Annotated in this window: 13 protein-coding genes and 1 pseudogene; 7 read left to right on the top strand and 7 right to left on the bottom strand. The window is 62.1% G+C overall.

Annotated features, from left to right (window positions below; genetic code table 11):
• The first annotated feature begins 12 nt into the window (after window positions 1-12).
• The 4 genes from F3I16_RS13335 (at window position 13) to F3I16_RS13320 (ending at window position 6,333) form a co-directional block, all read left to right on the top strand.
• Window positions 13-1,152 (top strand): acyl-CoA dehydrogenase family protein, encoded by a 1,140-nt coding sequence (locus F3I16_RS13335; RefSeq protein WP_160494079.1) that lies wholly within the window; start codon window positions 13-15, stop codon window positions 1,150-1,152.
• A 46-nt stretch (window positions 1,153-1,198) separates the two neighbouring features.
• The gene (locus F3I16_RS13330) at window positions 1,199-1,654 is read left to right on the top strand and encodes a MaoC family dehydratase (protein WP_160494078.1); all 456 of its coding nucleotides are present in this window, start codon (window positions 1,199-1,201) and stop codon (window positions 1,652-1,654) included.
• 363 nt (window positions 1,655-2,017) lie between these two features.
• Window positions 2,018-3,376, top strand: coding sequence for a DUF1329 domain-containing protein (locus F3I16_RS13325; RefSeq protein ID WP_160494077.1), 1,359 nt, complete (start codon window positions 2,018-2,020; stop codon window positions 3,374-3,376).
• Window positions 3,377-3,669: 293 nt separating this feature from the next.
• Window positions 3,670-6,333 (top strand): LuxR C-terminal-related transcriptional regulator, encoded by a 2,664-nt coding sequence (locus F3I16_RS13320; protein ID WP_178116669.1) that lies wholly within the window; start codon window positions 3,670-3,672, stop codon window positions 6,331-6,333.
• Between the two features lie 35 nt (window positions 6,334-6,368).
• Here F3I16_RS13320 and F3I16_RS13315 read toward each other — a convergent pair whose 3' ends face one another.
• Together F3I16_RS13315 and F3I16_RS13310 are read right to left on the bottom strand one after the other, a co-directional pair.
• The gene (locus F3I16_RS13315; RefSeq protein ID WP_160494076.1) at window positions 6,369-7,694 is read right to left on the bottom strand and encodes an MFS transporter; all 1,326 of its coding nucleotides are present in this window, start codon (window positions 7,692-7,694) and stop codon (window positions 6,369-6,371) included.
• A 379-nt stretch (window positions 7,695-8,073) separates the two neighbouring features.
• Window positions 8,074-9,588: a wax ester/triacylglycerol synthase family O-acyltransferase gene (locus F3I16_RS13310; RefSeq protein ID WP_160494075.1), complete on the bottom strand. Its 1,515-nt coding sequence runs from the start codon at window positions 9,586-9,588 to the stop codon at window positions 8,074-8,076.
• A gap of 390 nt (window positions 9,589-9,978) precedes the next feature.
• Between F3I16_RS13310 and F3I16_RS13305 the strand changes: the two genes are divergently transcribed.
• Together F3I16_RS13305 and F3I16_RS13300 are read left to right on the top strand one after the other, a co-directional pair.
• A complete protein-coding gene (locus tag F3I16_RS13305) occupies window positions 9,979-10,998 on the top strand; it encodes a S9 family peptidase (RefSeq protein WP_256670173.1) in 1,020 nt (339 codons plus the stop codon).
• A 308-nt stretch (window positions 10,999-11,306) separates the two neighbouring features.
• Window positions 11,307-12,047, top strand: coding sequence for a hypothetical protein (locus tag F3I16_RS13300; protein ID WP_160494073.1), 741 nt, complete (start codon window positions 11,307-11,309; stop codon window positions 12,045-12,047).
• Between the two features lie 283 nt (window positions 12,048-12,330).
• On the opposite strand, the gene F3I16_RS13295 is transcribed toward F3I16_RS13300, so the two are convergent.
• The gene (locus tag F3I16_RS13295; protein ID WP_160494072.1) at window positions 12,331-14,604 is read right to left on the bottom strand and encodes an ATP-dependent DNA helicase; all 2,274 of its coding nucleotides are present in this window, start codon (window positions 14,602-14,604) and stop codon (window positions 12,331-12,333) included.
• Window positions 14,601-16,241 (bottom strand): VRR-NUC domain-containing protein, encoded by a 1,641-nt coding sequence (locus F3I16_RS13290; protein ID WP_160494325.1) that lies wholly within the window; start codon window positions 16,239-16,241, stop codon window positions 14,601-14,603. Before F3I16_RS13290 ends, F3I16_RS13295 begins: the two co-directional genes overlap by 4 nt.
• 721 nt (window positions 16,242-16,962) lie before the next feature.
• On the opposite strand from F3I16_RS13290, the pseudogene F3I16_RS13285 reads away from it, so the two are divergent.
• A pseudogene (locus tag F3I16_RS13285) lies at window positions 16,963-17,405 on the top strand (transposase); the annotation flags it as partial.
• 74 nt (window positions 17,406-17,479) lie between these two features.
• Here the strand turns inward: F3I16_RS13285 and F3I16_RS13280 are convergent.
• From F3I16_RS13280 to F3I16_RS13270, 3 genes are all read right to left on the bottom strand, one after another.
• Window positions 17,480-17,806 (bottom strand): hypothetical protein, encoded by a 327-nt coding sequence (locus F3I16_RS13280; RefSeq protein WP_160494071.1) that lies wholly within the window; start codon window positions 17,804-17,806, stop codon window positions 17,480-17,482.
• Window positions 17,807-17,991: 185 nt separating this feature from the next.
• Window positions 17,992-18,465, bottom strand: a complete 474-nt coding sequence (locus F3I16_RS13275) for a nuclear transport factor 2 family protein (protein WP_160494070.1) — start codon at window positions 18,463-18,465, stop codon at window positions 17,992-17,994.
• Window positions 18,466-18,490: 25 nt separating this feature from the next.
• Window positions 18,491-18,802 carry a cupin domain-containing protein gene (locus F3I16_RS13270; RefSeq protein ID WP_160494069.1) on the bottom strand — a complete coding sequence of 104 codons (312 nt, stop codon included), beginning with the start codon at window positions 18,800-18,802 and terminating at the stop codon, window positions 18,491-18,493.
• Window positions 18,803-18,810: the final 8 nt, after the last annotated feature.

Below are 18,810 nucleotides of genomic sequence, written 5' to 3'. Positions count from 1 at the left end.
AGGGGAGCAGGCATGGATTTCGAACTGACGTCGGAGCAGAAGCTGCTGCAGGACAGCGTGCGGCGCTACGTCGACAAGGCCTACGGTTTCGAGGCGCGCACCGCGCTGTTGCAGAGTGACCGCAATGGCAGCGCAGCGAACTGGAACCTGTTCGCCGAGAACGGCTGGTTGATGGCCGCGCTGCCCGAGGAATACGGCGGTCTTGGCGGAACGCTGGTGGACAGCATGATCATCAGCCAGGAGCTGGGGCGTGGCCTGGTACTCGAGCCGTTCCTCGGCTGCGCGGTGCTGGCGGCACAGACCCTGGTCGCCGGTGGCACGCCGGCGCAGCAGGAGGCGCTGCTGCCGCAACTGGCCGATGGTAGCTATCGCATCGCCCTGGCCTACAGTGAGCCGGCATCGCGCGGCATGCCAGACATTGTCTCGCTGCGCGCCGAGCGCACTGGCTCCGGCTTCGTGCTGAACGGCACCAAGTCCTTGGTGCTGGGTGCGGTTGGTGCGCAGGCGTTTATCGTCTCGGCGCGGATCGACGGCACTTCGGGCATCAGCCTGTTGCTGGTCGGCGGCGACAGCGCCGGACTGACCCGCCAGGTCTTGCCGCTGCATGACGGCAGCTGGGTCGAGGAGCTGACCTTCGCTGGCGTCCAGGTTGGCACGGATGCGCTGCTCGGCGAAGCCGGCCTGGGCCTCAGCGCCCTGCGCGCTGGTCTGGCCAGTGGTACCGTTACGCTGTGCGCCGAGCTGATCGGGGTGATGGAAAAGACTATCGAGGTCACAGCCGAATACCTCAAGGTGCGCAAGCAGTTTGGCGTGCCGATCAGTGCCTTCCAGGCGTTGCAGCACCGCATGGCAGACATGGCTGCCGAGCTGGAGCTGTCGCGTTCGATGCTGCATGCAGCACTGGCCTCGCTGGCCAACGACGAGGAGCCGGCGCGCCTGAAGACCCTATCGGCCGCCAAGATGCTGATCGGCCGGGCGGCGAAGGTCGTCTGCGGTCAGGGTATCCAGCTGCATGGCGGCATCGGTATGACCGAGGAGTATCTGGTCGGCCACTACTACAAACGCGCCGTGGTCGCTGACCTGCTGCTGGGCAGCAGCGACAGCCACGAGGCCCTGTGCGCTGCGGCGCTGCAGGCCGAGCTCGGCGTTTAGTGGTCGCGAAAACTCATCCGCATCTAATCCATTCGAGTACGCCGATATGAAAAGCTTTGAGAACCTGACCGAACTGCAAGCCCTGGTGGGCGAAGTGATTGCCACCAGCGACTGGGTGAGCATCGACCAGCAGCGCATCAACACTTTTGCCGACGCCACCGGCGATCAGCAATGGATTCATGTCGATCCGCAGCGCGCTGCCCAGGGACCGTTCGGCAAGCCGATCGCCCATGGCTTCCTGACCCTCAGCCTGCTGCCGACCTTCATGACCAATGCCTTCGAGATTCGCAACGTGAAGATGGGCGTGAACTACGGCATGAACAAGGTGCGCTTCGTCCAGCCGGTGCCGGTTGACAGCCGCCTGCGCGCGCACTTCAAGGTGCAGTCGTGGGAAGCTCTGCCAGGCAATGGCGCGCAGATCACCTATGAGATGACCGTCGAGATCGAGGGCGTGGCGAAGCCTGCCTGCGTTGCCGAGGCTATACTGCGGGTATTCGGTTGAGCCAGGCGATGGTGCGCGCAATCGGGGGGGGGGGGGGAGGCTGTCCCCAGTCGTTCTTGCGTTCTTGAGGCCATGGGGCGGACCGCCGCGCCATGGCCTTTTTTCATTCTATCCGGCCGGTGGCCTAAGGCTGAAATGTGCCGTCCTGGGCCACCCCTCCCCCCCTATTACTCCACTTTGGGAGGGGCGGGCGTACCGCTTCCCTTATTACTCTCAAATTGAGACTAGGGGCCTGCATCGATGGCCCGCTCGTGTGTTTCATTCAATCGATGAAGGTGCTCACGCCTGTCGCCGAATACCATCGTTCTGGTGCTCCGAGGCAGGCGTGCATGACTTGATTTCAGACCCTAGAAAGGTGGAGACATGACTAAACTCACAAGAACCCTGATCGCGGCCAGCTTGCTGGCGGCGCATGCAGGCGTGCTCCATGCGGCAGTGTCGGCGGAAGAAGCTCAGAAATTGGGCACTACCCTGACCTTTGTCGGAGCCGAGAAGGCGGGCAATGCGGATGGCTCGATTCCCGAGTACACCGGTGGCCTGACCACCGCGCCAGCTGGCTTCGAACCAGGCTCGGGCGTTCGCCCGGATCCGTTTGCGAGCGAGAAGCCGCTGTTTTCGGTCGATGCGAAAAACGTGGACCAGTACGCGGCCAAACTGACCGCCGGCTCTCAGGCGCTGCTCAAGAGCAAGCCTGGTTATCGCATTGACGTCTATCAGACGCATCGTACTGTGGCCTTTCCGCAGTTTGTGTTGGATAACACTGTCAAGAACGCCACCCGCGCCTCGTTGTCTGCAGATGGCTATTCGATGCAGAACGCTCGGGCGGGTATCCCGTTCCCGATTCCTAAGACCGGCAACGAGGTCATGATCAACCATTTGGCCCGCTATCAAGGCGTGGCGTTCATCCTGCCGAAATCCAGCGCCTTCAACATCAACGCCGCAGGCAAGATGGTGCTGTCCAGCCAGGGCATCGCCGGCACCGAGTCGCTGTTCTACGACACGTCGCGTCCTGCCGATGAAAACCTGCTGACCCGTTCCCGTAACAACTACACAGGTCCGGCACGGCGTGCGGGCGAAGCGATGCAAATTGCCGAGCCGATCAACTACGACACCGGCGCTCGTCGTGCGTACCAGTACTTGCCTGGCCAGCGTCGCGTTCGCTTGGCGCCGGATCTGGCCTACGACACCCCGAATGGTTCGACCTCCGGCATGTCCACCATCGATGACCTCAACCTGTACAGCGGCAAAATTGACCGCTTCGACTGGAAACTGGTTGGCAAGAAGGAAATCTACGTTCCCTATAACACCTATCGTTTTACCTATGCCCAGAACCCGGAAGAGGTGTTCGGTCCCAAGTTCATCAATCCGGACGTGGTTCGTTGGGAGCTGCATCGGGTATGGGTAGTCGAGGGCACGCTGAAGGAAGGTCAGCGCCACATCTACTCGAAGCGCACCTACTACCTCGACGAGGACAGCTGGGCGGCCCTGGCGGTCGATCAGTATGACGGCCGTGGCGATCTGTGGCGTCCAGGCTTCACCTACATCACCTCGTTGTACGATCAGCCAGCGACCAACAATACCCCCGTGGGTCATTACGACCTCATCGCCGGAACCTACTACATCAATCTGTGGCCCGGAAAATACGGCGTGAAGGTGTCCAAAACCCCGCTGCCGGACAACAAGTGGACACCGGACAATCTTGCGGGTACCGGTATTCGCTGAGTTTTTCTCTGCGTCACCCATGCGGAGCCGCTATCGGCTCCGCATGCCCATTTCACAGACAGACGATCGAGCTACCGCTCGGTGGGCCGCAAATTAGGCCCATCATCAGCGTTGGCTCGTCGTACATTCTGCACTTAGGCGGTCCGGTGCTGGCTGCACGGCCACTGTCCGGATTGGCAAAGAACTATGCTTGAATTTGAATCGGCACGCTCATGCGGCGCACGGGTGGCGCCCTGCGTCGGCTGAAGTGTGTCGCCGGTGGGTAACTGGAGGGGCGGAGGCTGGGGCTGGACATGCATATCGATAAGTTGCTCGTGTCGACGAAGTTCTCGCCGCCGCGGATCGGCACGCAGACAATTCTTCGTCAGAGGCTCCTCGACGAATTCCAGCTCATGACGCAATGTCGGGTTGGGCTGGTGGTTGGCAGTCCGGGCTATGGCAAGACTACCCTGCTGGCGCAGTGGCGCCAGGCCATGATGCGCGAGGGGGCTGAGGTGGCATGGTTGTCGCTGAGTGTCGATGACCGGCAGCTTTCAGTGTTCTTCGCCTACCTGCGTGGTGCACTGCAGCGACTGGGGATACCGCTCGACAACCGCATTCCGCTGGAGTCTGCCCGTCAGGAGTTCGTCGATGCCATGGTTGCCAGCATCATCGACGGTGCCGGCAGCCTGACCAAGGAACTGTACCTTGTTATCGACGATTACCAGCACGTGGCCGATCCTCGTGCCCATCAACTGATGCAGAAGCTGCTCGATCATTGCCCGGACAACCTGCATTTCGTTATCGCCTCCCGCGTCGGTCCGCCGCTCAGCCTAAGTCGGCTGCGGTTGATGGGGCAGGTGGTGGAGCTGGACTGCGGCGGTCTGCCGTTCGAAGCCGGCGAGACCCGCGCCTTTCTCGAGCAGAACCTGCCGGCAGTGAAGCTGAGCACGGAAGAACTGCACCTCATTCATGAGCTGACCCGCGGCTGGCCGGCGAGCCTGCAGTTGATCGCCATTCTGCTGCGCAGCAATCCCCAGGCGCGCGGTACCCTGCGCGAATTGGTCTGGCGTTCCGATGATCTGCATACCTACCTGGCGGAGGACGTGATGATCCACCTGCCGGCGGACATGGCCGGATTTATGGAAGGCATCAGTCTGTGCCGACGCTTCAATGCCTCGCTGGCTGAAGCGGTAACCGGCTGCCAGAGTGCACAGGAGATGCTCAAGCGGCTCGACGAAGAAAACATGCTGATCTTCCGCGTCGAGTCCGATGACCGGCAGCCGTGGTACCGCTTTCATCCGCTGTTCGGTGAGTTCCTTTCCACCCGCCTCGAGCGGCGCGATCCGGCGGTTGTCAGTGAGTTGCATCGGCGCGCGGCGCATTGGTTGGCCGAGCATCGTCTGCTGGCTGAGGCGGTTCGGCACGCCACCCAGGGCGGTGATCTGGAGTTCGCCGCCCTGGTGATCGAGCGCGCGGACCCGGCGTCCTGGGGGTTGGAGCAACTCGGTCCGCTGTTGCGTCTGCTTGATCGCCTGCCCCAGGATGTGCTGTTTTCCCGGCCGCGCCTGTTCTTCCTCGGCTGCCTGGCATACGCATTGACCGCCCGGCCGGCGAAGGCGGAAGTCTGGCTCGAGCAGTTTCGCCGCAGCGGCGCCGCGCAGCAGAGCGACGAGGATTTCCGTGTGCCTCTCGTGCAGGCGGCGATCGAAATCCAACGTGATCGCACCGACCCGGTGATAGGCCTGCTGGAGCGCTTTAAGGCATTGTCCAACGACTACCCAGTGACGCGCTATGGTGCGCCGGTGCTGCTGGCCATCGCTTACTCAGCGGCGGGGCGGCATGCCGAGGCGTTGCGTTGCCTGGACGACAATCCGATCGCCGAGGCCGATCTCGACACGGAGCTGTCGCTGGTGGCCGGCGGCGCGCGGATGCTCTGTCACATGCTCGAAGGGCGTATCGCGGATGCAGAGCGGGTGGGTATGGCTCAACTGGCGCGGGCGATAGGGGTGCACGGTTATCGCTCGGTGAGCGCCTACCTGGGCGCGGCGAACCTCGCCGAGGTGTACCGCGAGCAGGATCGCATCGACGAATCGCGGGATATCCTGGCGAACCGCGAGAGCCTGCTGCAATGGGCGATGCCGCAAACCATGTTGCTGGCCAGCATCTGCCAGGCACGTCTGGTACTGCTCCAGGAGTCAGCCGCCGCTGCCCTGGCGTTCCTCGAGCGCCAGGAGCGGCATTTTCGCAACCTCGGCTTGGACCGCGCCCTGGTGCACTGCCTGGCCGAACAGGTGCGCATCGCGCTGCTCGGGAACGACCGGGCTTTGGCCGAGGAGCATGCAGCACGACTCGATGCCCTGGCGGCTGGCTATGAACAGGCGCGCGGCTTTCAGGCCGAAATCCCGGCCCTTGCGGCGCTTACGCGAGCCAGATTGCTACTGGCCACCGAGCTGCCGCAGCAGGCGTTCGAGGCACTGGAAGTCGTGCGCCGCTACACCTGTGAATACCATCGTGGGCAATGGGATGTCACCGCCTTGCTGCTGATGGCTCAGGCTTGCGTGCAGGATCCGCAATGGCTACTGCAGGCCATTGAGGCTGGGGAGCGCCTGGGGTTGGTGCGTACCTTCCTCGACGAGGGGGTTGCAGTGCAGCGCCTGCTGTCCTCGCTGGGAGACCAATTATCGTCATCCAGGCAGCGTGACTACGTGCGGATGCTGCTGTCGCGCTTCTGCCAAAACAAGGTGGCGCACGCCGTGGAGTCGGACGGTGCCGGCGCGTCGGCGATGTTGACGCCCCGGGAGCTGGCCATCCTGCAGCTGATCGGCCAGGCCATGTCAAACAAGCTAGTGGCGCTGAAGCTGAATATCTCGCTGGAAACGGTGAAATGGAACCTGAAGAATATCTACGTGAAACTCGGCGTTTCCAGCCGTTACGACGCGATTTCCTGGGCCCGCAAGCATGACCTGATCGAGTAAGGCGCAGGCCCGAAGCGAGGCCTGCGGCGCTTCACTTAGTCGGTGCTCCGACTGTCCCTGAGGCGATGCGCCGGGATCCCGAGCAGCAGGAGCAGTGCACCGAGTACCATCACCGCGGCCATCACATCGAACGCCAGATAAAGACTGCCGGTAGCCGACTTGATCGCCCCGACGGCGGCCTGGCTAAGAACGCCAGCGAGGTTGCCGAGGCTGCTGATGATGGCGATGCCGCCCGCCGCGCCGGCGGTGCTGAGCAGTGCTGGCGGGATCGTCCAGAATAGCGGGATCGCCGACAGCGCGGCGGCGGCACCCAGGCTCATGAGAAAGATCGACAGCGGAACATTGCCATGCACCAGGCCGAGCAGGGCGAAGCTACTCGCGCCCACCAGCATGGTCAGACCGAGGTGCCAGCGGCGCTCCATGTGCCGGTCGGAACTGCGCCCCAGCAGGTACATGGCGCATAGGGCGACGAGGAATGGCAGGGCGGCGAGCATGCCGATCAGTTTCAGATCTTCCAGGCCGAAGCCACGGATCAGCGTCGGTATCCAGTAGGTCACGGTGTTCGAACCACTGTAGATGCAGAAGTACACGAGCCCGGCGACGTACAGACGCGGGTCGCGCAGCACGCCACCGAAGTGGCCGTGCACGCCGTGCGGCTCGCTGGACAGGGTCTGGGCGATCTGGCGTTTTTCCTCGTCGGTCAGCCAGTTGGCCTGCTCGGGACGGTCGGTCAGCCAGAACCAGCCGAACACGCCAAGCAGAATGGTCGGTGCGCCGGTCAGAATGAACAGCACCTGCCAATCCTTGAAGCCCAGCCAGCCGTCCAGATGGGTCATGATCACGCCGGACAGTGGTCCGCAGATAATTCCAGCGACCATCGCCGACATCATGAACGCGGCAGTGACCCGTCCGCGCAGGGACGCCGGGAGCCAGTAGGTCATGTACAGGATCACCCCGGGAAAGAATCCGGCTTCTGCCACGCCAAGCAGAAAGCGCACTGCGATCAGCTGGTTGGCCGTGGTGACGAAGGCGGTCGCTACGGTGATCATGCCCCACAGCAGCATGATGCGAGTCAGGGTGAGGCGCGCGCCAACCCGTTGCATGTAGAGGTTGCTGGGGATCTCGAAGAGGATATAGCCGAGGTAGAAGATCCCTGCGCCGATACCGTAGGCGGCGTCACTGAGCGCGATATCCTCGGCCATGCGCAGCTTGGCGAAGGATAGGTTGACCCGGTCGATGGCGTTGACGATGAAAGCCAGCAGCAAAAAGGGCATCAGCCGCCATAGCACCTTGGCGTAGATGCTCTTCAGTGTGAGTGGCGCGGTGGCGGTGGTCGGGTACTGCTCAAGGGTGTCGCTCATGTGCCGCTCCTGCGGGTGGCCCGTTTGTTGTTCTTGAGATGGGGAAACGGTGGGAGCGCGTCTCGGCTGGAAGTGCGTGCTACCTGGTCACAGGGTCGAGTATAGGGGCGCCAGGCTAATCACCTTTCCGGATTGGGTGATTATCTAATTGGCTGATATTTAAGTGGAAAATTCACATTTCTGGGTCTGGGCGCGGCGTCTTCCGAATTTGTCGGTGGGACTCGGCACCGGCCTCACCCAGCGGTGGATTTCCCTCGCCGGCAAGGCTGGGCAAGGTGAGTTCATGAGTGGGAGAGACGGCAGGGACGGGCGGGCCGGCTCCGGTGGCTAGGTAGGGCAACCCCTCTCCCTGGGCGGGAGAGGGGGTAAGTGGCAGGGGCTAGGGTTCCAGCTTGCCGCTGGCCTTGTGTGCGGTCGATTTTTCGGCCGCTCGCCCGCCTTTTGCGGCCTTGCGTGTCTCGGTCCCGGTCGCCACCGCCTTCATCTCCTCGTAGGAGTCCTTCAGGCACTGCGCGAGGAAATCCGGGTCGGGCACCACGTTTGGCGAACTGGTCAGCGAGATGAACATCTTTCCGCAATAGCTGGTGGGGTTCCAGATCAGCGAAAGTCCGTCGCTGATGGGGGCGACGCCGCACCAGTACACCAGCTTGGCGCCGAGCATGTAGAGCGGCACGCTGGGTCCCGGAACGTTGGTCACCAGGCAGTTGTGCAACACCACTGGTCCTTTACCGCCTACGCCCATGGCCGTAGCCAGGCGACCGGCGAGGCCCAGGGTGGCCGGCGGCGCAAACTTCTGCAGATTGGTCAGGTCCCGGGCGCCGATCGCATTCTGCATCGCCTTGGATTCCGCGGTCGCCGTGTGCACCGCCTCCAGGCGAGCGATGGGCTCTTCGATATCGGTGCACAGGGGAAAGGTGACGATCGATATGGTGTTGCCGCTGGCGCTGGCTTCATCGCCCTGGCGTGTATTGACAGGCGCCAGGGTCACCAGCGACTTGACCGGCAGTTCGTCGTGGGCCTGCAAATAGCGACGCATCGCCCCGCCGATCAGGGCGAGGACCGCATCGTTGACTGTCGCCCCCGGCACCAGGTTCTTGATCTGTTTCACCACGTCGAGATCGAGGGTGACCGAATCCCACACCCGGCTGGCCGACACATCGCTGTTGAAACGTGTGCGCGGCGCACCGCCCTCGGCGGTCAGCACCGAGCGGGCGATGCTGCGCAGGCTGGTCACCGCGAGCTTAGGCAGCACGCGGGCCAGCGGCCGGGCCATGCGCACCGAAGCCGAGATGTTATCGGTGAACATGCGGCTGACTGCGTCCAGCACGCCCCATCGGTGCCGCTGCGAGCTGGCTGGCGGATGGTTGTTGACCACCGCTACGGGTTTGCCCTGTGCACCGGCAAGGTCGTGCAGGGCCCAGGTCAGCTCGCCCGCGGCGGTGCCATCCATCGCCGCGTGGTGCAACTTGGTAAGGATGGCGAAGCTGCCCTTGGGGATGCCCTCGATGTTGTCGAGCCCCTCGATGACGTACATCTCCCAGGGCGCCCGGGAAAGGTCCACCGAGCGGGCATGGATGCGCGACACGAGGATGCAGAACTGGCGCCAGTCGCCCGGTTTGGGCAGTGCGAAATGGCGCACGTGGAAGTCGATGTCGAACAGGTCGTCCTCGACCCAGTACGGATAGCCGAGGCTGAAGGGCACCTGGACAATCTTGCGCCGGAACACCGGCGACACATCGAGGCGCTCCGAGATATGGCGGACGATCTCGCGGAAGCCGAGGCGTTGCCCATCAACCGTGGACTGATCGTAGATGTAGATCATGGTGCCATGTGATCCCGCATGCGGACGATCAAATGTCAGGAACATGGCGTCTTGCCCGCTGAGTTTGCTCATCTTTGAGTCCCTCGCAAGGTTATGGTTGAGGTTGGATGACTGGCTGAATCACTCGATCTGGCGAGCTGGTTAACTTGGAGCTCATTGAGGCAGCCTCGTCGATCTGCCTCTGCTAGTCCCCCTTCAAAAGGGGGGGGAGTGCGTGGTGGCCAGTCCCTACTGTGATGAACATCGCGAGTCTCCTGTGTGGGTCGGCAGGATGGGCAAGCTGGATTTTTCTCAGGAGGACTCTTCGTGTGGAATGAGGGAGAATGCGTCGACGGTGCGAGCGACTCGCGTGCTTTCTGGTGGGAGCGTTTGCCGGAGGATTTCTGCCGGCAGGCCGATGGCACCGAACTGGATGCTCGGCACCGCTTGAGGATCCATGGGGCCGCAGCCGTCGAGCGAGTGATGCGTACCCCCCTGTCGGCTACTGTGGCGTCGGCCGCGCTGTCATCGCTGCTCGGGCCCGGCAGTCTGCAGCGCGAATTCGAGGCGCTGCGTTTCTACGAACCCCTGGCGCGCGCCGGGGACGCTTCGCGGGTATTCCTGCCACCGCCGAAGGGCATCGACATCTCGGAGCGCGTGTTGCCCGGGAAGGACATCCGGCGCCTTCAGTTGCGCTTCGCCAGTCCGTTCAAGCCGCTGAACCCGTTCGCTCTCCCGCAGTTCGAGGCCATGCAGCGCAATACTTTCGCTCATGCCCAGCACTGGTGTCATGGCGACCGGCCACGGCCGACGCTGATCGTCATCCACGGTTTCGCCGCCGACTCGCACTGTATGAATGCCCATGCGCTGTCGCTGGCCGGCCTCTATCGAAAGGGCTATGACATCCTGCTATTCACCTATCCGCATCATGGCCGGCGCGCCGAGCGCGGTTCCTGGTTCAGCGGCCAGGGGGTGTTCGGCCGTGGCCTGGTGGCCTTCAATGAGGCGCCGCTACATGCGATCCACGACCTGCAGGTTTTCATCGACTACCTGCAGGGGCGGGGTGTCGAGCATATCGGGGTGGCGGGTATTTCCCTCGGCGGCTACACCGCAGCGCTGCTGGCTGCCGTCGACGAGCGCCTGGACTACTGCGTTCCCATTGTGCCGGCGGTCAGCCCGGTCGATGCGTTTCTCGAATGGCAGCCTACGGGCCTGCTGCTCTCCCGGCTGATGCGCCGGCAGGGCATTGGCGTGGCCGAAATGCGCGGGCTGCTCGCCGTGCATAACCCGCTGACCTATGCCCCGCACCTAGACGGCCGACGCGTGCTGATCATTGGCGGCGCCGGAGACCGGGTCACCATGCCACGTCACCTGCGCCTGCTCCAGCAGCACTGGGTGGGCAGTGAGTTGCACTGGTTCCCGGGCAACCACATCCTCCATTTTGGCCGCCGCGAGTACCTGACGCGCATGGGCGAGCTGATGGACCGCTATTCCGGCCTGTAGCGCCGGATTTGAAGGCAGGTCGCCCCGGCATCTGGGTTCGATCGCCGGCGATCAGGTCGAACAGCCTCAGGACCGATCTCGCCTGTCGCGCGCTGCTAACCGTGAGGGACAGTTCAGTCGCGATGACGCAGTGGATAAGAGCTTGCCGAGCGGTGCTTGCTTTATGTTGCGACCAGAAACGCCCCCCATAAAAGGAGGGTGTGCACATTGCGGCGTCCAGTATTTCCTATGCGCTCTGGGCTGGTTTCTACCGGCTCAAGGTTTGTCTCGTAGTCGATCTGCCACAAGAACAAGAAGGATCTCGGCCGATGCGTAAGACACTGCTACTGTTCTGCCTGCTGCATCCCCTACTGGCCAGTGGCAACGCGCTCGATGCGCAACGCCTGAACGAAATTGACAGTCGCAGCAAGCTGCTCTGCGCCAGTGCCATGGCCTATTTCGATCCGCGCGAGCGTGAGCCTGACACTCGCGGTCTGACGTCGGTGTACCACAACCTCATGGCACTCGACACACTGGTAGTCCAGTTGGGCGGCTCGGAATCGTTGCACCGCCCGCTGCAGAGCATGAGGACTGTATTCGAAACCCTTGAAGGGCTGCCTCGGAAAGAGTCGGCGCAGTTCCCGCCGCTGGTCCGTCAGTTGCTGGAGTCGAGTGATGCGCTGCAGCAGACGGCTCTTGCTACTGTCACGAGCTCCGCCAGCGATCCCTTGGCAGAGGAACTCGGTGCGCAGAGCAGGGCACTGGCGTCGTTGTTGTTGGACTACCAATTGCGTGGCTATCCATTGCCCGATCCGCAACCCTTCGCGCTCAGCAGCGAGCAGGTCCGTCATTTCGATGCCGAGGTCAACCAACGCTTCAAGCAGCTGCAGGCCAACTATCCGCAGCATGCCGTGGCGCTGGGCAAGATAGATAACACCTACCGCTTTGTCAGGAGCCAGCTGCTCCAGGGCAATGGTCACCTCAGCGGAGGTGCTAACTTTTACCTCGATCGCGCTATCAGTGACCTCGACGATCTCGCTGCGACCATCAGCACTGTTCTGGCCGAGTAGCGCTCTAGCAGCATCAGTAGGACATGGCCAGCAAATACGTCATGAGCTGAAACTGAGAAAATTCAAACTGCTGCGGTGACGTCAGCTGCTGCCGCGCGTGCAACTCGGTAGGCGGTGCTGGGCATCGCAACGAAGCTTCCTGGGTCGCAAAGCTCCGCGTTCACCACTACAAGCGAAGGTTCATCCTTCGCCGATGAACCGATGTCTTACCTCCCGCCAAGAAGCGAGTTTTGTTGCGGCTGTAGCGTTCGAACTGCTGGCGGCGACATTTGTCGCCAAGCAGTCATAGCCGGTAGGGATCTACCTTCCACCAGCCCGGCAGCAGGTCTTTGACCTTGCTCTGGCTGAAGCGGTCATCTAGCAGGTACACCACACCGTGATCGGCGGTGGTGCGAATCACTCGACCGGCCGCCTGCACCACCTTCTGCATGCCAGGATAGAGATAGGCGTAGTCGTAGCCATTTTCTTCACCAAACATCTGCTGCATGTGTGCTTTGACTTCTTCGTTGATCGCATTGATCTGCGGTAGGCCGAGGGTGGCAATGAACGCACCGATCAGGCGCTTGCCGGGTAGGTCGATACCCTCACCGAATGCACCACCGAGCACGGCAAAGCCGATGCCTTCGGAGTGGATCGTGAAGCTGTCGAGAAAGGCCTGGCGCTCCCCTTCTTTCATGCTGCGCGTCTGCACACTGCTCGGAATCTCCGGATACAGCGTCATGAACAGCTCACGTACCTGCTGCAAGTAGGCATAGCTGCTGAAGAAGGCCAGATAATTGCCCGGAGCGCTTCGGTACTGCTCGGCCATCAACCGGCAGATCGGCGCGAGGCTGGACTCGCGGTGCTGGTAGCGGGTCGACAGGTTGCGTACCACGCGCACAGCCAACTGATCGGCCGAGAAGGGGGACTCCACATCGATCCACTGGGTTTCCTCGGGCAGCCCCAGTAGATCTTGGTAGTACCGGGCTGGGCGCAGCGTCGCGGAGAACAGGGTGGTGGTGTGGGTGTCGCTGAAGCGGCTGGCGAGAAAGGGGGCCGGCACGATATTGCGCAGGCAAAGCGTGGTGTGATCACCAATAGCCTGGGTGTCCTGGCGGGTGACATCGAACAGCGAGTGCGGCCCAGAGGCCTCGCTCAGGCGACAGAACAGCATGGCATCCAGATAGAACTGCAGCAGCAGACGATCCTGGCCGCTGGGGTGGTCGGTCAGGTGATCGGTGATGGCGCTGACGGCGCGCTGCAGCGCCGCCACGAGCAGGTCCGGCACGACGGGGTGGATCTGATAGTCCACCTGCTGTACCTGATTGAGCTGCTCCCAATGCCGGCTGACGCGCTGCAGCACGCTGCGCAGGCCTGAGGGGGCAATGCGGCACAGCTCATGAAATTCTTCTTGATCGAGTTCGGCGGTGTACATGCCTCGCGCGCGTTCGACCAGGTTGTGGGCTTCGTCGACCAGCACGGCTACGCGCCATTCGTTGACCTGGGCGAGGCCGTAGAGCAGGGCACCCATGTCGAAGTAGTAGTTGTAATCGCAGACCACCACATCGACCCAGCGACACAGCTCCTGGCTCAGGTAGTACGGGCAGACCTGATGGGCGAGGGCAATGGCGCGCACCTGTTCCTGGGTCAGCCAGCTCTGCCGCAGCGCGGCCTCACGGGCTTCTGGCAGGCGGTTGTAGAAACCCTTGGCCAGCGGACAGGATTCGCCATGGCAGCTCTTGTCGGGGTGCTCGCAGGCCTTGTCGCGGGCTACGTGCTCCAGCACCCGCAGCGGTGTAGTGTCGTTGCCTTCGCGCAGGTTGTGCAGGGCGTCCAGCGCCAGACGCCGACCGGGCGTCTTGGCCGTGAGAAAGAACAGCCGATCCAGTTGCTGGCCTGGCATGGCCTTGAGCTGAGGGAAGAGGGTGCCCAGCGTCTTGCCGATACCGGTGGTGGCCTGAGCCATAAGGGTATGGCCATCACGGGCGCTACGGTACACAGCCTCGGCCAACTGCCGTTGCCCACGGCGAAAATCGGGGTAGGGAAAGCGCAGCGTATCCAGGTAGGCATCGCGTCGTTCGCGGTGGGCTTCTTCCTGCTCTGCCCAGTTCAGAAAGCGCTGACACTGCTGCTCGAAAAACTGCTGTAGATCGGCGGCACTCATCACTTCGATGAAGGCATTCTCGGTGTGGGTGAGCACGTTGAAGTAAACGACGGCCAGCTCCACCTCCTGCAGATCCAATTGTTGGCACAGTAGCCAGCCATAGACCTTCACCTGCGCCCAGTGCAGAGCCCGGTGGTTGGCTGGGATGCGGCTGATGTCGCCGCGGTGGGTTTTGATTTCCTCGAGACGATTGCGCTCTGGGTCATAGCCATCTGCGCGGCCACTGACGAACAGCCCGGGGTAGCTGCCGCTGAGTGGCAGCTCGGCGAGATAATCGCCGCCGCGGCGGCCAACCACGGTTTGGTGGCCAGAGATGCCTTCCTGAGCAGTGGGTGAGGGCGTGAAGCGCAGGTCGAGATCACCCTCCTTGGCGGTGAACTCGCAGAGGGCGCGCACCGCCACTGCGTAGCTCATGCCGCGTCCCAGCTCACGTAACAGACCTCGACCGGAATGCCCTGCTCGGCGGCAAACGCCAGCCAGCGCTTCTGGTTGTCCTGCAGGCGGTCACCAGGGCCTTTCACCTCGATCATCCGGTAGCGCCGTTCGGCCGGGAAGAACTGGATCAGGTCGGGAATGCCGGCACGGTTGGCCTTGAGGTCGCGCAGCATGCGCTCGAAACAGGCATGCAGATGTCGGGCGGGAATGCAGTGCAGCGCCTGCTCGAGCAAGCGCTCATCGAGGATGTGCCAGAACACAAACGGCGACTGAGTCCCGAATTTTTCCTGGTAGCGCTGACGAATCAGGTCGCAGTAATCATCGCGGTCCAGGCGCTCCAGGCAACGGTCAAACAATTCCTGCCGGCGCGTATGGAAGTCCGCGCTATACAGGTCGACCGGGCCGCTGTGGAACGGGTGGAAAAAGGCGCCGGGCAAGGGCGCGAAGATCGCGTCCCAGCACAGCAGGCCGAACAGGCTGCAGAGCAGGGTGTTCTCGACGTAATGCACGGGAGCTGTTTCTTTGTGCAGATGATCGCGTACCGCGAGTTCCACACTGCCCTGATCGGGCACCGGCAACATCAGTTCGATCCGGTGTTCGGCCGGCCGGCTCGGCTTCTTCGCCAATGGCTCGCCAAGCTTGCGCTGTAGCCGATGCAGGGCGCGCTCAAGGCGCTGGGTCTCCTCATCACTGTGTGGCGCTGCGCTGAAGTGCTGAACCTGTTCCAGAGCTTCATTAAAACGTTCGAGCTGCTCCAGTACCCGGATCTGGCGCCAGCGTGCCTCGCCGTGCTCGGTTGCTTGGTATAGATCCAGTGACTGTTCCAGTTCCCCTTGTTTCTCAAGGTGCTGAGCAATCTGGAACAACAACCTGGCTCGCCGAGAGTACAGGTAGGAATTGTCAGAATGAAAGCCCCATAGAGATGGCAGGATTTCCTCAAGCGGCGCGCCGGCTTCGAAGCGCTCTCGCTGCTCACGTAGATGCAGGTAGTCGTCGATATCCTGCCGGCAGCGAAACCCTCGTGACTCCGGGCCAACTTCGACGGCCTCATAGCGATGGATGCCCAGATCCGCCAGCACAAACTCGGACCAGTCCTGAGCCAGGTTGCCAAAGAACATCAGGCGCAGACGGTCACACAGCTCGCCCACTCGTAGGCTTAGCAGGCGATCATCCAGCCCGGGGCACCAGTGGGCAAAAGGTTGGGCCGGCAAGCCTTGCGTCAGCAACTGATCAATCAGCTCGGATTTTTTCTGCGAGGCACGGCAATCCGGCAGAGGTAAATGGTTCAGCAACTCATCCTTGCGCAGTAGTTCGGCAATCTCTTCGGGCATCAGTAGCGCCTGCTCGGTGACCCAGCTGAGCTCAATCAAGGGGCGTGCTGCGGCCGTGCAATCACCAATCTCGGGGTAGCTGAGTTTGCGCAGGCGAAAGTGGAGGCCACGGCGCATGATCATCCGCACCAGCAGCGCCTGTGAGGGGCGGTGCAGGGTGCCGAAAGTATCGATAAATGCCTTTTCCTCAGCGTTCAGCACATCGGCATAGCGCTCGCCCACCCAGGCGAGCGCAGTGCAGAAGTTGCTGAGGTAGTACAACTCGGGAGGTAACGAGGAGGGCATGGTGGCGATCACTGTATTCTTGTACAGGATTGTCCGGTCTGTGGCGTGATTCATCAACTACAGGAGATAGATGGGCAGTCAGATGCGGTGGGTAGTCGGTGACTTGCTGTGGCCAGCTTACGCCCGACAGGTGGAGCGCGGTGTGCGGCTTCCCGTCGCAAACGAGGGGGCGTTTGATCGGGCTACACTCTTACCTCTGCCCACCGATCGGCGCGCATCGGGCAAGGAAGCCGGTCGGACTGGGCAGTATCTACTTTCGACTGTGGATTCAATCGATCGCTGCGACACCAATGTGACTGAGTAGGTTAGGGCAAATTTAGGGCAAAACAGAGGCCGCTATAGCCCTTTTGGAACCACCGAGCACTGAAGGATTCCAGGTATATAGCGGTCTGCAGCGGTGTGTGTTTATTCTGTTCGGGGTTCGAATCCCTATCTTCCCGCCATATAAAGAAAAGCCCTGTAATTCAATGAGTTACGGGGCTTTTTATTGTCTGATTTCACTACTCATTTTCACTACTCCCCCCGCTTCTGGCTAGCCCCCTTTCTGGCTGCTGCCTCTCATCCCTGCTGACCTAAATATCGCCATCTCTCTGCCCGGGTGGAACATCGTCAAGCCCATGTGTGGCGATGATAATAATTCGCATATACTTATACAAAATACCGTAACACCTCACACGCCCTGCGGACATCTACCCTGCGGGCATGGCTCAGGCATGGGGCCTCGCTTCCCGCGCAGACCTACAGTCCCAAGGCCGTCGCCGAGCTGTGCCAGGCGCGCAGGGAAATCGAGCTGGGATTCCGGAACATCAAAAGCTCGATGCAGCACAACCACGTCACCCTGCGCAGCAAGCGTGTCGAGCTGATCTACCAGGAAGTCTGGGGCTTGCTGCTGGCCTATAAAGTCATCCGTCGCGAGGCCGGCCTGGCAGCAGCGGCATTCGGCCGCTCGCCATCTTCAAACCGGCATGCCAGTACATCGCCGTGCAACTGATCGTGATGGCTGCCGCCAATCCGCTCTCGGCAACGGGCAGGCGTCTGTCTGCATTGAGGGTGGGGCTGGGAGGACTGTTTCTGGATCACCGCCCAAGGCCTTCTCTACCCAGGACGGTGAAGATCTCCCCAACCCGCTATCCGGTGGATCGCGATGCTGTTCCGCTTAAGTGAACAGCGTTACCCATTTGGGGGGGGCTTTGAGCCAGTGGAGCAGAGAGCATCGGCTCACAAGAGTGGACATGTTCTTAGTGCCGCGAGTCGAGCTGTGCGACCTCTGCGCGCAGTTGGGTGGGCAGACGGTTGCGGCGCACTTCGCGGATCTGACCCTGATCGTCCTTGAGCAGATAGGCCGTGCCGGTCTGGCCCAGGCCCTGCTGGGTCTTCTGGCCGCCCCAGTAGCCGATGCCGGCACCGACCAGAGCGCCGACCGGGCCGCCTGCGGCGCCGCCGAGCAGGACGCCCACGCCACTGCCGAATACTTCTCCGGCGCGGTTGTCTTCCGTGGTGCCGACGATCTCGGCGGCATTGGCCAGGGGGGCGATCAGGGCCAGGGCAAGCAGGAATTTGTTCATGGTGCAGTTCTCCGTAAGGCGATGTGAGGGGCTGTTCAGCCGACGGAGATAGCTTCTCAAAATGCTGATTCAGCAAGAATAACCATGATCAGCACTGCTTAATTTCATTAAAAGAAATAGATCGGGTATGAAAAAGCCCTCCGAAGAGGGCTTTTGACAGCGGCAGCCGCTGCGCTGAGAGGCATTCAGAGACCGAGCTGGCTCAGGCCGGGATGCTCGTCTGGGCGGCGCCCCTGGGGCCAGTGGAACAGCCGCTGGTTCTCGCGGATCGGCAGGTCATTGATGCTGGCATGGCGCACCTGCATCAGGCCGTGTTCGTCGAACTCCCAGTTCTCGTTGCCGTAGGAGCGGTACCACTGACCATGTTCGTCATGCCATTCGTAGGCAAAGCGCACGGCGATGCGGTTGCCGTCATGGGCCCAGAGTTCCTTGATCAGGCGGTACTGCTGTTCACGCTGCCATTTGCGGGTAAGGAAGTCGCGGATCTGCTCGCGGCCGCGCGGGAACTCGCTGCGGTTGCGCCACTGGCTGTCGGCGGTATAGGCCAGCGCCACCCGCTCGGGGGCGCGGCTGTTCCAGCCATCCTCGGCCATGCGCACTTTCTGCGCGGCGGTTTCACGGGTAAAGGGCGGGAAGGGCGGACGTGCTTCGGGGTGCATTGGGGAGGCTCCTTATGCGAGAGGTTCAGATGCTGCCGGCGGTTTCGATGACCAGCACCCGCGCCACCCCGACCGGGTGGGCCACGTGCTCGGTGCCGCGACTGGCATAGAAGATGTCGCCACAGTCGAGCAGGCACTCAAGTTTCTGCCCATCCTGGCGGTAGTGCATGCGCACCTGGCCATCGAGCACGACAAAGACTTCCTCGCCGTCGTTGATGTGCCAGTGGTAGGGCTGGTCGGTCCAGTGCAGGCGGGTGGTGATGCCGTTCATGCTGGCGATATCGAGCGCGCCCCAGGCACGCTCGGCGGTGAAGTCCTTACTACGGATAATCTTCATGGGCGACA

This window comes from Pseudomonas sp. L-22-4S-12, assembly GCF_009799935.1.
Taxonomy (GTDB): domain Bacteria; phylum Pseudomonadota; class Gammaproteobacteria; order Pseudomonadales; family Pseudomonadaceae; genus Aquipseudomonas.
This window is presented reverse-complemented; position numbering and strand designations above follow the sequence as displayed.

Excerpts from the sequence above, each read along its gene's own strand:
- F3I16_RS13335 (WP_160494079.1), top strand. The coding sequence starts at position 13 with ATGGATTTCGAACTGACGTCGGAGCAGAAGCTGCTGCAGGACAGCGTG.
- F3I16_RS13330 (WP_160494078.1), top strand. The coding sequence starts at position 1,199 with ATGAAAAGCTTTGAGAACCTGACCGAACTGCAAGCCCTGGTGGGCGAA.
- F3I16_RS13325 (WP_160494077.1), top strand. The coding sequence starts at position 2,018 with ATGACTAAACTCACAAGAACCCTGATCGCGGCCAGCTTGCTGGCGGCG.
- F3I16_RS13320 (WP_178116669.1), top strand. The coding sequence starts at position 3,670 with ATGCATATCGATAAGTTGCTCGTGTCGACGAAGTTCTCGCCGCCGCGG.
- F3I16_RS13315 (WP_160494076.1), bottom strand. The coding sequence starts at position 7,694 with ATGAGCGACACCCTTGAGCAGTACCCGACCACCGCCACCGCGCCACTC.
- F3I16_RS13310 (WP_160494075.1), bottom strand. The coding sequence starts at position 9,588 with ATGAGCAAACTCAGCGGGCAAGACGCCATGTTCCTGACATTTGATCGT.
- F3I16_RS13305 (WP_256670173.1), top strand. The coding sequence starts at position 9,979 with ATGCGTACCCCCCTGTCGGCTACTGTGGCGTCGGCCGCGCTGTCATCG.
- F3I16_RS13300 (WP_160494073.1), top strand. The coding sequence starts at position 11,307 with ATGCGTAAGACACTGCTACTGTTCTGCCTGCTGCATCCCCTACTGGCC.
- F3I16_RS13295 (WP_160494072.1), bottom strand. The coding sequence starts at position 14,604 with ATGAGCTACGCAGTGGCGGTGCGCGCCCTCTGCGAGTTCACCGCCAAG.
- F3I16_RS13290 (WP_160494325.1), bottom strand. The coding sequence starts at position 16,241 with ATGCCCTCCTCGTTACCTCCCGAGTTGTACTACCTCAGCAACTTCTGC.
- F3I16_RS13280 (WP_160494071.1), bottom strand. The coding sequence starts at position 17,806 with ATGAACAAATTCCTGCTTGCCCTGGCCCTGATCGCCCCCCTGGCCAAT.
- F3I16_RS13275 (WP_160494070.1), bottom strand. The coding sequence starts at position 18,465 with ATGCACCCCGAAGCACGTCCGCCCTTCCCGCCCTTTACCCGTGAAACC.
- F3I16_RS13270 (WP_160494069.1), bottom strand. The coding sequence starts at position 18,802 with ATGAAGATTATCCGTAGTAAGGACTTCACCGCCGAGCGTGCCTGGGGC.